Annotated in this window: 8 protein-coding genes; all 8 read right to left on the bottom strand. The window is 64.4% G+C overall.

What is annotated here, in order from left to right; genetic code table 11:
- Positions 1–9: 9 nt before the first annotated feature.
- The 8 genes from DIE29_RS07950 to DIE29_RS07915 all read right to left on the bottom strand — a co-directional run bounded on the left by DIE29_RS07950 (position 10) and on the right by DIE29_RS07915 (position 13,840).
- Positions 10–1,485: a SulP family inorganic anion transporter gene (locus DIE29_RS07950; protein ID WP_102041598.1), complete on the bottom strand. Its 1,476-nt coding sequence runs from the start codon at positions 1,483–1,485 to the stop codon at positions 10–12.
- Positions 1,486–1,838: 353 nt separating this feature from the next.
- Complete coding sequence (locus tag DIE29_RS07945; protein WP_114649630.1) at positions 1,839–4,199, bottom strand: EAL domain-containing protein; 2,361 nt, start codon at positions 4,197–4,199, stop codon at positions 1,839–1,841.
- A 326-nt stretch (positions 4,200–4,525) separates the two neighbouring features.
- Positions 4,526–5,350, bottom strand: a complete 825-nt coding sequence (locus DIE29_RS07940) for a DUF429 domain-containing protein (protein WP_102041600.1) — start codon at positions 5,348–5,350, stop codon at positions 4,526–4,528.
- 9 nt (positions 5,351–5,359) lie between these two features.
- Positions 5,360–6,103 (bottom strand): NYN domain-containing protein, encoded by a 744-nt coding sequence (locus DIE29_RS07935; protein ID WP_102041601.1) that lies wholly within the window; start codon positions 6,101–6,103, stop codon positions 5,360–5,362.
- On the bottom strand, positions 6,100–7,023 hold the full coding sequence (locus DIE29_RS07930) for a histone deacetylase family protein (protein WP_114649629.1): 924 nt from the start codon (positions 7,021–7,023) through the stop codon (positions 6,100–6,102). Before DIE29_RS07930 ends, DIE29_RS07935 begins: the two co-directional genes overlap by 4 nt.
- A gap of 16 nt (positions 7,024–7,039) precedes the next feature.
- Positions 7,040–8,002, bottom strand: coding sequence for a transglutaminase family protein (locus DIE29_RS07925; RefSeq protein WP_102041603.1), 963 nt, complete (start codon positions 8,000–8,002; stop codon positions 7,040–7,042).
- The gene (locus DIE29_RS07920) at positions 7,999–10,482 is read right to left on the bottom strand and encodes a circularly permuted type 2 ATP-grasp protein (protein ID WP_102041604.1); all 2,484 of its coding nucleotides are present in this window, start codon (positions 10,480–10,482) and stop codon (positions 7,999–8,001) included. Before DIE29_RS07920 ends, DIE29_RS07925 begins: the two co-directional genes overlap by 4 nt.
- 46 nt (positions 10,483–10,528) lie before the next feature.
- The gene (locus tag DIE29_RS07915; protein WP_114649628.1) at positions 10,529–13,840 is read right to left on the bottom strand and encodes a transglutaminase family protein; all 3,312 of its coding nucleotides are present in this window, start codon (positions 13,838–13,840) and stop codon (positions 10,529–10,531) included.
- Positions 13,841–14,050: the final 210 nt, after the last annotated feature.

The raw sequence follows: 14,050 nt of genomic DNA, 5'->3' as shown, positions 1-14,050 counted from the left end.
CCCTCTGGCTCAATGCACCATCAGCCGTTCGACGGCGTCGGGTTTATCGTGCACCGCGAAGCGGTCGACCATGGTGGCGCTGGCATCGTTCAGACCCACGATCTCTACCTCAGTGCCTTCGCGGCGGAACTTCATCACCACTTTGTCCAACGCGCTGATCGCGGTGATGTCCCAAAAGTGCGCGCGAGACACATCGATGACCACGCGCTCGATCACTTCTTTGAAATCGAAGGCGGCAACGAAACGGTCTGCCGAGGCAAAGAAAACCTGTCCGAATACGTGATAACGCCTTGCACGGCCCTCATCTTCGGCCTGGGAACCAATGTGCAGTACCATGCCGACCTTGTGCGCGAAGAAAAACCCGGAGAGCAGCACACCGACCAATACGCCCTTGGCCAGATCGTGGGTCAGTACGGTGACTGCCACGGTGGCCAGCATGACTACGCTGGAACTCTTGGGGTGTTCGCGCAGGTTACGGATCGAGGCCCAGTTGAAGGTGCCGATGGCGACCATGATCATCACCGCCACCAGTGCAGCCATCGGTATCCGTGCCACCCAGTCACCTAAGAAGACCACCATCAGCAACAGAAACACCCCCGCGGCCAGTGTCGACAGCCGCCCGCGGCCGCCGGATTTCACGTTGATCACCGACTGGCCGATCATCGCGCACCCGGCCATGCCACCGATGAAGCCGGCGGCGATGTTGGCTACACCTTGGCCGACGCATTCGCGGTTCTTGTCGCTCTTGGAGTCGGTGAGATCGTCCACGATGGTGGCGGTCATCAGCGATTCCAACAGGCCAACCACCATCAGAGTCAGCGAGTACGGGAAGATGATCGCCAGCGTCTCCAGGTTGAGCGGCACGTCGGGGATGAGGAATACCGGCAGGCTGTCGGGCAGTTCGCCCATGTCGCCGACGGTGCGAATGTCCAGGTCGAGAAAAATCGCCGCCGCGGTGAGCACCACGATGGCAACCAGCGGCGAGGGCACTGCCTTGGTGAGATAAGGGAAGAGATAGATGATGCCGAGACCGGCCGCGGTCATCGCGTACACATGCCAGGTGACGTTGGTCAGCTCTGGCAACTGGGCCATGAAGATGAGAATGGCCAAGGCATTGACGAAGCCGGTGACGACCGAGCGTGAGACAAAGCGCATCAGCGCGCCCAGACGCACCCAACCGGCAATGATTTGCAGAATGCCGGTGAGCACGGTGGCAGCCAGCAAGTATTCCAGGCCGTGGTGCTTGACCAGGGAGACCATCAACAGCGCCATGGCGCCGGTGGCCGCCGAGATCATGCCCGGCCGGCCGCCGGCGAAGGCGATGACCGTGGCGATACAGAAGGAAGCGTAGAGACCGACCTTGGGATCCACGCCGGCGATGATGGAGAAGGCAATTGCCTCGGGAATCAGCGCCAGCGCAACCACCAGGCCGGCGAGTAAGTCGTTACGGACGTTGGAAAACCAGTCCTGTCTGAGATTTTTCATGGCGTTGCTGTCGGGCTGCGCGCAGGCGTAGCCCGTTTTTGCTTTGTTTTCAGGTGACGGATTCGGCCGCCGTGTGGCCTGGATCGCCGGCCGCCGTGCTGGCGGTGGCCAGCCGCGCGCTGCACAAAGAGAAGATGCTGCGGGAAGTACGAGAAGAGAAATTACACGGGTGGATGCTTGCGTGGGCCAATTCGCGTTGGCGGCAAAGGGGCAGCATTGTATTGCCGTTGCCGCAATGCAGCAACGGCAATCGTGGCCTTTTTTACTGCGGCCGACCGCCATTCGGCCGTCTCAGGCGTTCGAGTCGCAGCAAAAAGGTTGGTCGGGGCAGTCGGGAGCGCGCAGCCGGTGTATCAACCGTCTTCGGTGCACCGCAAGCGCTGCAAGAAAGCTTCCACCGGCTCTGGACGGCCATACAGGTAGCCCTGGTAGAGCATCGGCGCGCGCGTGGTGAGGAATGCGGCTTGCGCTTCGGTCTCCACGCCCTCGGCCACCACGGCGATGTTCAGGTGTCCGGCGATCGACAAAATGGCATCGACCAGTGCCGCATCGTTCGGGTCGGTCGGCGCGTCCTGGATGAAGCTGCGGTCGATTTTCAGCTCGTTGATCGGCAAGCGCTTCAGGTACGCGAGCGAGGAGTAGCCGGTGCCGAAGTCGTCGATGGAAAAGTGGATGCCCAGCGCAGCCAGTTCGCTCATGGTGGCCACAGTCTGGTGAACGTTGTCGATGACCAGACCTTCGGTGACTTCGAAGGTCAGACGGCGGGCATCTGCGCCGGTTTCGGCCAGGATGTCGCGTACCCGGTCGACAAAACCGCTGCGGTGGAACTGCCGTGGGCTCACGTTGACCGCAATACGCATCGGCTGCTCGGCCAGTTCCGGCGTGGTGAGCAGAGCGCAGGCGCGCCGTAGCACCCAATCGCCCAGCGCCACGATCAGGCCGGTCTCCTCGGCGATGGGGATGAAACTGCCCGGCGGGATCAGTCCGCGGTGCGGATGGTGCCAGCGCAGCAAGACTTCGGCCCCGCGCACACGGCCGTCGCGGTCGCATTGCGGTTGCAGGTATAGACGCAGCTCATCGTGTTCGACCGCGTGGCGCAGTTCGGCCTCGAGATTGAAGCGCATCTCGGCGCGGGCCTGCATGTCGGGCTCAAAAAAGCGCACCATGTTGCGCCCGGCCGCCTTGGCCTGGTACATCGCGGTATCGGCCTGCTTGAGCAGTTCGGCGGCCGAGCAGCCAGCACCCGTGGGGAAAAGCGTAACGCCGATGCTCGCTCCTAGCGCGATCTGTTCGCCGTCGATCTTGAGCGGCTCAGTCAGCGTGGTGCGTAATTTTTCCGCCACACTGCGCGCCATGTCGGCGGCCGAGTGCACCTGAGGCGAAAGCTCCGGCAATAGAAGCACGAATTCATCCCCGCCCAGGCGCGAAAGCGTATCGCTTTCGCGCAGCCCGGCCGCCAGGCGTGCGGCGAGCGCTTTGAGCACCTGGTCGCCCACCTCATGACCGCGGGCGTCGTTGAGCGTTTTGAAGTAGTCCAGATCCAACAGCAGCAGCGCGCCATAGTGGCCCGAGCGCCGGGCCACCGCCAAGGCATGGTCCAGACGGTCGCTCAGCAGGCGGCGGTTGGGCAGCCCGGTGAGGGAATCGAAATAAGCCAGGCGGGCGATTTCGGATTCCGCCCGGCGCCGCTCGGTCATGTCGCGGCCAATGCTGAGCAGCCCGTCGCGGCTGCCGTCGGGGTGAAAAAGCGGCACTTTGATGGTGTCGAAGACCAACTGCTGGCCGTCCGGCGTGGGGATGCTTTCCTCGGTGCGTACCGCGGCCCGTTTGTGCCAGGCGTCTTCATCGTCGGATTCCGGGCTAAGCAGCGCCCGGCGCGACGGGCTTTGCCGCAGTGCAAGTTCGGCGTCGGTCAGGCCGCGATAGTCGGTCGCGGTCAAACCGAAAAGCTCCAACGCGTAACGGTTGGCCTGCCGCCAGCGGCCTTGGCTGTCCTTCAGGCACACCACGTCGGGCAGGGCATCGATCAGTGCGGACAATTCCTCCTTGCGCCGGGCAAGCTCCCGTTTGCTGCGCCGCAGACGGACCATATTGAGCACCAGCAGCAGGATCACGACCAGCAGCACGGCCATCGCGCCGAGCACAATGCGGTCGGTGGTCTGGCGGGCGGCCAGCACTTCGCGGGTGCGTTGATCAACCAGCTCTTCCAGACGGGTTTTGTAGTCGAGCAGATCGGCTTCGGCAAGCTGCTTGCCGGTGATGTCATGGATGATGGAAAACAATACATCTTGGCCGTTTTCCAGCCGGATCGGGGAGGAATACACCTCCACGGTACGGATTTCGCCACTGGCCAGACGATGCGGAAAAACAAAGTAATTGCGCTGTTCGCTGCGCGCGCGGGCGCGTTCGGCGGCGACTTGATCCGGCCCCAAGGCGTTGATCTCATCGATGCTGCGGCCGATCAGCTTGCCCGGACCATAGCCGTAAAAACGGTCGGCGGCGGCGTTGGCATCGACGATGCGTCCGTTTGCCGGGTCGATGAACATCATGATCGCGGTGTGTTGGCGAAACAGCGAAGAGAGTAAATCCTGCTGCGCCTGGGCCAGGGCCGCCAGCGCGGTTGCGGCTGCCAGCGCCAGCGGCAGCGCCGCCCAGCGCAGCGCGCGCAAACCGGTGGGGGTAGCTTGGGCGAAAAATGGATTCATCTTCTTCATGCGCTCGATGCGGACCCGGCAGCGCCGGATGCCTGTTCCGTGGGGGTGTAAAAATCGATTCGACCGGCCGATGCCAGCCAATGTTCGAGCTGCTGTTCGGCTGGCTCCGGCCGGCCGGTCAGATAGCCTTGAGTCGGGACGGTACAGTGCCGAGGGGTGCGGGCGACAGGGGTTCAAGGCGTGCGAGAAGTTCCGGAAAGTTGTAAAAAATATTACCGAAGACGTGCCCGCCCGCCAACAAACATGTGATCGCAGTAGGGTTATTCATGGGGAAACGCAGCAAGCCCGCCGATACCTGCAAAGCGGTGCGCTTGGTACGCAAACGGTCAGTCCGCTGCCGGATGCTCGGCGCCGACGATCCAGCCTTCCAATCCGTCGATCACCGCAGGCAGGCCATAACCGGGCGGGCCGCAGCGCCATGCGTGGGCGGCCTGGATCAATGCCAACACCGCATCCAGCGCATCGCCGCGCGCATCCCGCAGCACAATATCGACTAGCGCGGGCGGCGCCATCAGACGCAAGGGCGGATATGAGCGGCCTTGTTGCAAAGCGGCCACGATGTCCGCGCGGGCCTGTTGCCGCGCCGGGGTTTGCCGGCTGCGGGTATCGCTTTTGTACGGATGTGGACCGAGCCGGCGCGCCAGTAACCCCGGATAGGCTTCCACCGCCACCCGGCTCGGGTCGCCAGCGTGCAAGCCGGGCACATGGAGATTGGCGGCCAGCAGTCGCGGCGCGCCTTCCAGGAACATCAGCCCGACCGGTGGGTTGACCAGCTTGAGCGGACTGTGCGAGCGCGCTGCGGCGTCAGTGGCGCGATGCGCGTAACGGCGGCCGTATGGGCGGCTTTCGCGGTAGGCGTCGAGCGCAGCGCGAAAGTCCGTCTTACCCAGCGCGCGGCAATGGACCAGCAGTGCTGCCCAGTGCTGGGGCCAGCCCAGATCGCGCACCGCTTCGCGGGGCAGGCCGAAGGGAAAATCGAAACCGCCCAGCCAGGGGCCGGGGCGGCGCAAGAAGTCTTCAAAGGCCGGCCAGTCGGGCAGGGCCTCCAGGCCGTCGAGCAGCAGCCGGTCGCCGTCGAGCCGACCGGCAGCCACGGTAATCGCTTTGGCCGGGCGTGGCGCGCTGGTGAAGTCGATGCCGTAGAGTCTCACCGCCTGCGCTCAGCCCGGATTTTTCTTGGTGTTGCGCTTGTCGCGTAAAAAAAGATGGCTGCCGCGGCGTTCGGTTTCGAACAAACCGGTGGCTTCGATCAAATCGCCGAGTTTTTTATAGCCGTAGTTACGCTGATCGAACGAGGTTTGGTTGGTGATATGAGAGCCCACCGCCGAGAGGCTGGCCCAGCCGTCATCATCCTGGCAGGCTTCGACCGCATTGCGCAGCAGCGTGACCAGGCGGGTGTCGCCCCGCAGTTCCTTACCGGTTTTTTTCTGCACGCTGGCCGCGGCGGCCTCATCTTCGCTGCGCGGCTGCGTGCCCAGGGTTTCCAGGTAGAGAAACTTGGAGCAGGCATTGACGAAGGGCATCGGCGTCTTTTTCTCGCCAAAACCATAGACTTTTAGGCCATTGGTGCGGATACGCATCACCAGCGGGGTAAAGTCCGAATCGGACGAGGCGATGCAAAATGCATCCAGCCGCTGGGTGTAGAGTAGATCCATAGCATCGATGATCATCGCCGCATCGGTGGCGTTTTTGCCCTTGGTGTAGGCAAATTGCTGAATGGGTTGGATGGCGAACTCATGCAGCACGTCTTCCCAGCTTTTCAGTCCGCTGCTTTTCCAGTTGCCATAGGCGCGGCGCACGTTGGTGACGCCATACTTGGCCAGCTCGTCCAAAATGACTTCGATTTTGGCAGCCGGGCAGTTGTCGGCGTCGATCAACAGGGCGATACGGGCTTCGTCGGTCATGCGGGGGTGTCCTCGGTCGATGTGGGCCACAGGCGGGCGGCCGTCTCCAGGGTGGTGGCGTGGATGGCCACCGTGTCGTCGATGTGGTGAGCATAACCGCCGGCCATGGCAATGGCCACCGCCACGCCGGCGGCGCGGCAGGTAGCGAGCACCCGGCGGTCGCGCTCGGCCAGCCCCGCGCGGGTCAGCGCCAGGCGGCCAAGGCGGTCGCCCTCGTAGGGGTCGGCGCCGGCAAGGTAAATGACCAGATCCGGGCCAAAGCCGTCGAACACCTGCACCAGCGCCTGGTCGAGCGCAGCCAGGTAGGCGGCGTCGGCGGTGCCGTCCGCGAGTTCGATATCGAGGTCACTTGCCGCTTTGTGGAAAGGGAAGTTCTTTGCGCCGTGCAAGCTCAGCGTGAAGGTGGCCGGGTTGCCCGCCAGGATGGTGGCGGTGCCGTCGCCCTGGTGTACATCGCAGTCGATCACCGCCACCCGCCGGGCACGCCCTTCGGCGATCATCGCCAGCGCAGCAATGGCCGCATCGTTGAATACGCAAAAACCCGAGCCGAAGTCGCGGTGAGCATGATGCGTACCTCCGGCCAGATTGGCCGCGCAACCATCGATTAACGCCGTACGGCAGGCGGCCAGCGTGGCGCCGGCCGAGCGCCGCGAGCGTTCCACCATGGCCGCCGACCAGGGAAAGCCGATTCGGCGCATCGCCGCAGCATCCAGCGTGCCGGACTGCACGCCGGCTAGGTAGGCGGCATCGTGCGCACGCAGGATTTCGGCATCGGTGGCGGCCTCGGGCACACAAAAAGCGTTGGCCGGAAACAGGCCGTTTGCCTCTAGGCGTTGGCGCAGGCGGGCGTATTTTTCCATCGGGAAGCGGTGCCCCGGCGGCAGCGGTAGCACGAAATGATCGGTGTAAAAGAGTTTCACCGGGCGGATCGGATGTTCAAGCCCGGCTCAGGCCGGGCAATGAGGCGGCGCCGTAAAGTGCCGAGTATTCGTCCTCGGGCGCCACGGTGACGGCAATTTCCGGCTCATGCTCGCCACCGCCCAGAATGACGCCGCGAATCGGCGAAACGTCCGCAAAATCGCGCGCCCAGCCGAGGGTGATGTGTTCGAGTCGGGGCATCAGCGCATTGGTGGGGTCGAATTCTACCCAGCCGTGTGGTGGGCAATACACTGCAACCCAGGCATGGGTGGCGTCCGCACCGATCAGGCGGGCTTGGCCAGGCGGCGGGCGGGTGAGCAGATAGCCGCTCATATAACGCGCCGGCAGACCCAGCGAGCGCAGGCAAGCAATCATCAAATGGGCAAAGTCTTGGCAGACGCCGCGCCGGCGGTCGAATACCTCGGTGACCGGGGTGGAGACATCGGTGGAAGCCGGGTCGAAGGTGAATTCGTCAAAAATGCGCTGCATCAGACGCTGAGCGCCGACCAGAAGCGGGGTGCCCGGCGCAAAGTCCTGGGCGGCGTAATCGGCAAATTCGCGCTTGACACGCACATGGCGCGATTCGAACAAATAGCCGCAGGCTTCCAGTTGTGCCGCATCCAGCCTGCGCCCGGCGCGGTAGGCGAGCGCGTCGCGCACCGCCTCCCAGGCCGGGGAGGCGGTCGGCGCGGGCCACTCGCGCGGGGTCAGTTCCACCCAGCTCTCGGCACGGATGAACAGGGTATCGTGATCCCGCTCGAAGTGCAGGGCCTCGACCGTGTTGCCGATGCCGTCGACCGAGCGTTGACGGCGGGCCGGCTCCGGGCTGATCTCCAGGCGGTGGATGCAGACATGCTGCCAAGCCAATTCGCGCGGGCAAAGCCGCAGTATCTGGCGTGATTCGCCCACCGGTTGGTCGTAACGATACCGGGTGTCATGGCGCACATGGTAGCGCACCCGGGTTTGCGGCACCGCGCTCATGCCACGCTCCGTAAGTGCATCGGATGCACGGTGTGGGTGAAAAAGCGGCGATGGATCTCGTCGGACAATTGTCCGGCGGCCTCTTGGGCCTCGGCCAACAGGGTGCGCAGGGCGTGCACGGCCAGATCGCATTCGTCCGCCTCGAAGCGGGTGAGGTCAAAGTCCGCCAGGCGGCGGGCCAAGGGGTCGATCATCGGCGCCGGGTAGGGGTGACCCAGTTCGCGCGCGGTGCGGGCGAGATAACGTTGCAGCGCCTCGACCTGAAAGCCCACCGAGTGCGGATTGGTGGTGTCGAAAACCAAAAGATGCACCAGCGGCAGCAACTCCGGCATCCGGCGGTAACGCGCGCGGTAGGTCACGATCGAGTTGGCCGCCTCCAGCAGCCACTCGAACATCGGCTCGCGTTCGCGCACATGCGGCGCCATCGGCACCGAAATCAGCGCGCTCAGCCCGGCCAGGCGTTCGAGGCGGCGGCCCAGAATGAGAAAGCGCCAGCCTTCGTCACGAGTCATGTCGTCCATGGCGAAACCCGCCAGACCGATACAAGACAGCATGACTTGATCCAAAGCGGACAAGGCATGGTCTACCGAGGCCACCGGACGCGACAGCAACTGTTCCAAGTGGTTGAGCGCATGCCAGTTGTCCGAGGATAGGCGTTCCCGTACGTGTCCGGCTGCATAGGCCAGCGCGCGCAGGTTGGCCGCCACCGAACCAGGTTGCTCCGCATCGGTGAGCGCAGCCAGCAGCGCCTGTTCCAGCGCAGGACTGTCGGCATTGTCCGCATCGGGCTCAGGCAGCACGCCGGTGCACCGCGCGGCCGCCAGCAGGCCGGATAGACGCAATTCGGTTTCCGGGTCGGCACTGGATATGCGCGCCAGCGCGGCGCGCAGCACGCGGGCGCTGGCTTCGCAACGCTCGGCGTAGCGCCCCATCCAGAACAGGTTTTCACCCACCCGGGAGGGCACATCGGTGCCGCCGCAGACCAGGTCGATGACGCCCAGGCGGCGTTTGAGCAAGGTGGTACGCACCACCGGGCGGTCGGCGCGCACCCAGGTATCCTTGGACAGCCCGCCGCGTTGCATCGAGATGACCTCCATGCCGGCGCGCGGCGCCACCCGGCCCAGCGCGCCAGGCATGACGGTGTAGCCGTCCGGGGTGGCGGCGGCAAATACTCGCATGCCCACCGAACGCGGCATCAACTTGCGGTGCCACACCGGCGCCTGGGCCAGCCGTACCCACTCTTGGCCGACATAAGCGTGGGGCTGGGCCAGGATGCGCTCGATCATGCGGCGGCGTGAATCGCCCTTGAGTTCATGGCCAAACACCGCCTCCATGCGCATGGAGGCGTAGGCCGGCTTGATCACCAGTTCGTCGAGATGTTCCAGCACGTATTCCAGCGCCGGCGCCTCGCCGCACCACCAACTGGCCACCGACGGCATCATCAGCGCTTCGCCCAGCAGGCGTTCGCAGATCGCCGGCAGAAAGCCCAGTACCGCGGCCGATTCCAAAAAGCCGCTGCCGATCTGGTTGGCCATCAATACGCGCCCGGCGCGGATGGCGCCCAGCAGTCCGGGCACGCCCAGCGCCGAATCGGCGCGCAGCTCCAGCGGGTCGCAGAAGTCATCGTCCAAACGGCGCAAGATGGCATGCACCCGGCGCAGACCGCGCAGGGTTTTGAGATACACGGTGTCGTCGCGCACCGTGAGATCCTGCCCTTCGACCAGCGGAAAGCCCAAATAGCGGGCCAGGAAAGCGTGCTCGAAATAGGTCTCGTTGTAGGGGCCGGGGGTCAGCAGCACGCAAAGCGGCGCTTCGCCGTCGGTGGGCGCAAGCCGGGCCAGGCTGTCCTGGATGCTGCGGAAAAAACCGGCCAGCGGTTGCACTTGTAATTCACGGAACGCATCCGGAAAAGTGCGCGAGATGATGATGCGGTTTTGCAGCGCATAGCCGGCACCGGAAGGACCCTGGGTGCGATCGGCGATTGCCCACCACTGGCCATCGGGGGCGCGGGCCAGATCCACCGCATAGCTGTGCAGCCAAATGCCGGCCGGCGGTTGCACCCCCAGACAGGGCCATTCGTAGCCGTGCTGACCGAACACCAGCGCAGGCGGCAGCAGCCCTTCGGTGAGCAGCCGACGCTCGCCATAGAGATCGGCCAGCATGGCGTTGAACAGGCGGGCGCGCTGGGCGACTGCGGCGCCAAGCCGCGCCCATTCATCCGCATCGATGATCAGCGGCAGCATGTCCAATTCCCACGGGCGCTTGACACCCTTGGGATCGGAATACACGTTGTAGGTCACCCCATCGGCTTCGATGGCGCTGCGCACGAATTGCTCGCGCCGGTTCATCGCCTCGTCCGGCAAGGCGGTCAGACGGTCGGCAAAGCGCTGCCAGTGCGCGCGCGGCTTGCCGGGCGCGGCCAGCATTTCGTCGTAGCGGTCGACCGCGAGGGGGTAGCTGTCGATCAGACCGGCGGGCATGGTGGCGGATTGGGTAACAAACGGGGGAAAGAATGGGGCGGGGCGATCAGCGGCTTCGCAAGTCTAACGTGAACGGAAACTCCGCATCGATGCGGGGCGGTTCGGCGTCGATCCGTCCGGGGGTGTGTCCGATGCGGAAAAAACGCGCCAGCCGGCGGCTTTCGGCTTCGAAAGCGTTGACCGGGAAGGTGTCGAAATTGCGTCCGCCCGGATGGGCCACATGGTACTGGCAGCCGCCCAGACTGCGCCGATTCCAGGTATCGACGATGTCAAAGACCAACGGTCCGTGGGTGCCGATGGTCGGATGCAGGCAAGCGGCCGGCTGCCAGGCGCGGTAACGCACGCCGGCGACGAATTCGCCCACGGTGCCGGTGGGTGTCAGCGGCACCGTGTGACCGTTGCAGGTTAAGCGATAGCGCTCAGGCGCGGCGCCGCAGAGTTTGACCTGAAGACGCTCGACCGAGGAATCCACATAGCGCACGGTGCCGCCTATGGCACCTTCTTCGCCCATCACATGCCAAGGCTCGAGCGCGGCACGCAATTCAAGACTCATGCCTAGGACTGCGAAGTCGCCGTATATGGGAAAGCGGAAGGCCAGATGCGGGGCAAACCACTCGGCCTGGATCGGGTAGCCAGCGGCCTGCAAGTCTGCGATGACATCGCAAAAGTCCTGCCAGACAAAGTGCGGCAACATGAAACGGTCGTGCAACTCGGTACCCCAGCGCACCAGCCTGGGCGGGGCATAAGGGGTTTTCCAGAAACGGGCGATCAGCGCGCGCAGCAGCAGTTGCTGGGTGAGGCTCATTCTTGCGTGCGGAGGCATTTCGAAAGCACGCATTTCCAGTAAGCCTTGACGACCGGCCGGGCCGTCGGGCGAATACAGCTTATCGATGCAGAACTCGGCGCGGTGGGTGTTGCCGGTGACATCGATGAGCAGATTGCGCAGCAGGCGATCGACCATCCACGGCGGGCAGCCATCGGGGCTCTGGGCGCAGAGACGGTCGATTTCTCTGAAGGCCAGTTCGATCTCATAGACCGAATCGTTACGCGCTTCGTCGATGCGCGGGGCCTGTGAGGTGGGGCCGATGAATAGCCCGGAGAACAGATAAGACAGCGAAGGGTGGTTGTGCCAGTAGGCAATCAGGCTTCTGAGCAGATCGGGGCGGCGCAAAAAGGGCGAATCGGCCGGGGTGAGACCGCCAAGCACAAAGTGATTGCCACCGCCGGTGCCGGTATGGCGGCCGTCGAGCATGAATTTTTCGGTGCTCAGGCGTGACTGGCGGGCCGCTTCGTACAGGTAGGTGGTTTGTTCGACCAGTTGCTCCCAACTGGCTGCCGGATGAATGTTGACTTCGAGCACCCCAGGGTCGGGCGTGATGCGGAATTTTTCCAGACGTGGATCGTTGGGCGGCTCATAGCCTTCCAGCAGCACCGGCTGACCCAGCTCGGCGGCAGTGGCTTCGACCGCGGCGACCAGTTCCAGATAGTCCTCCAGCGTGGCCAGCGGCGGCATGAAGATGTACAAAATGCCCGCGCGTGCCTCGGCACACAGCGCGGTGCGGGTGATCCAGGCGGCCGATTGGCCGGCTTGCGGGCGGTGCGCCGACGGTGCGTGCAGGTTTTCGGGCGCGCGCTCGCCCGGACCTTGTTGGCGGCGCAGCACCGCATGTGCGGCAAGCGGCGGATAATGGTCGAAAGGGTCGGGCTGGTGTATCCACGGATAGTCGCTCGGCGCCACCCAAGGCAGGGAATCGAGCGGTAGGCGGTAGCCCAGCGGTGAGTCGCCTGGGATCAGATAGCAGCGCTCGCTGCGCAGAAACCACGGACCGCTGCGCCAGCGCCGGCTGAGCGGATCGCGCGCCAGCGGCAGCACATGACCGGAGGGGCGCTCCAAGCCGCGGCCAAACACCCGCGCCAGACGTTCGCGTTCCAGCGGGTCGTCCAGCCGTGCGTTCAAGGGGTCGACATTGATCGGCAGGCGGCGCTCGCGCCACAGGTAGTAGAAGGCGTCTTCAAAGGCCGGGAAAGCGAATTGCGGATCGAACCCCAGGCGCTTGGCCAGCGCATGCAGAAAACGCTGCGCGGTGGCTTCGTCGGCCTGGCCGGGCTGAGTTTCGTCGGCGATCAGCAAGGGGTCGTTCCAGATCGGTTCGCCGTCTTTGCGCCAGAAGCAGTTGAGCGACCAGCGTGGCAGTTGCTCGCCCGGATACCATTTGCCTTGGCCGAAATGGACCAGGCCCTTGGGGGCGTATCGCTGCCGCAGGCGGTCAAACAGCGCGATCGACAGCCTTTTTTTGTTTGGCCCCAGGGCTGTGGTGTTCCATTCGGCGCCGTTCGGGTCATCCACCGAGACGAAGGTGGGCTCGCCGCCTTGGGTAAGCCGCAGGTCGCCGGCGGCGAGTTCGGCGTCGATGGCATGGCCCAGTGCTTCGATGGCCGCCCATTGGGTTTCGGAATACGGTTTGGTGACCCGTGGCGCCTCCCAGATGCGGCTGACCGTCATCTGGTGCTGGAAATCGACCTCGCATTCGTCCAATCGACCGGTGACCGGCGCGGCCGAGCCCGGCTCGGGGGTGCAAGACAGCGGAATGTGACCTTCCCCGGCGAACAAGCCGGAGGTGGGGTCCAGCCCGACCCAGCCCGCGCCGGGCAAATAAATCTCGCACCAGGCGTGCAGGTCGGTAAAGTCGGCCTCCGGGCCGGAGGGGCCGTCGAGCGATTTGACATCCGGCGCGAGCTGGATCAGATAGCCGGAGACGAAGCGTGCAGCCAGCCCCAGGTGGCGGGCGAGCTGGACCAGCAGCCAGGCCGAGTCGCGGCACGAGCCGGAACGTTTTTCCAGCGTCTCCTCCGGGCTTTGCACGCCTGGCTCGAGGCGGATCACATAGGCAATGTGCTCATAGAGCCGACGGTTCAGATCGACCAGGAAACTGACGCTCTGTTGTTTGTCTCGCCCCACCGTATCCAGGTAAGCCTTGAACTTCGGAGTCGGCGGCAGGGTCTTGAAGTACGGCGCCAGTTCTTCGCGCTGCCAGGGCTCGTAGGCGAAAGGGAAATGCTCCGCGTAGGGCTCGAGAAAGAAGTCGAACGGATTGATCGTCGCCATTTCGGCCACCAAGTCCACCTCGATGTCGAAATGCGTGGTCTTGTCCGGAAACACCAGGCGCGCCAGATAGTTCGATTGTGGGTCCTGCTGCCAGTTGATGAAGTGTTCGGCCGGCTCTACCTTCAACGAATACGACAGGATGCGGGTGCGGCTGTGCGGCGCCGGGCGCAGGCGGACGATCTGCGGGCCGAGTTTGACCGGGCGGTCGTAACGGTAGCGGGTGACATGGTGCAAGGCCACATGGATCGACATCTTGAGTTCCTCTGCGGTAGCGGTCGCGCCGTGCTGAGCAATTCCCGCGCCATGCGGCCTCGGTTGGTCTGGCGTTGTGCAAAAGCCCACGCCGGGCGGCGCGGATGCACCGTCACCGTGCGTGACCGGCGCCTCTGCGCACCATTTCCGCCTGCCGGGTGCATGGCTGTTGGACGTGTACCATGGTGTAATAGGCCGCCATGGTTGCAA

The sequence above is a fragment of the Pseudothauera hydrothermalis genome, assembly GCF_003345255.1.
Classification (GTDB): Bacteria; Pseudomonadota; Gammaproteobacteria; order Burkholderiales; family Rhodocyclaceae; genus Pseudothauera; species Pseudothauera hydrothermalis.
The sequence above is the reverse complement of the archived record's forward strand: the minus strand, read 5'-3'. Positions and strand labels throughout refer to the sequence as shown.

Coding starts and splice junctions, on each gene's coding strand:
- DIE29_RS07950 (WP_102041598.1), bottom strand. CDS start 1,485: ATGAAAAATCTCAGACAGGACTGGTTTTCCAACGTCCGTAACGACTTA.
- DIE29_RS07945 (WP_114649630.1), bottom strand. CDS start 4,199: ATGAAGAAGATGAATCCATTTTTCGCCCAAGCTACCCCCACCGGTTTG.
- DIE29_RS07935 (WP_102041601.1), bottom strand. CDS start 6,103: ATGACCGACGAAGCCCGTATCGCCCTGTTGATCGACGCCGACAACTGC.
- DIE29_RS07925 (WP_102041603.1), bottom strand. CDS start 8,002: ATGAGCGCGGTGCCGCAAACCCGGGTGCGCTACCATGTGCGCCATGAC.
- DIE29_RS07920 (WP_102041604.1), bottom strand. CDS start 10,482: ATGCCCGCCGGTCTGATCGACAGCTACCCCCTCGCGGTCGACCGCTAC.
- DIE29_RS07915 (WP_114649628.1), bottom strand. CDS start 13,840: ATGTCGATCCATGTGGCCTTGCACCATGTCACCCGCTACCGTTACGAC.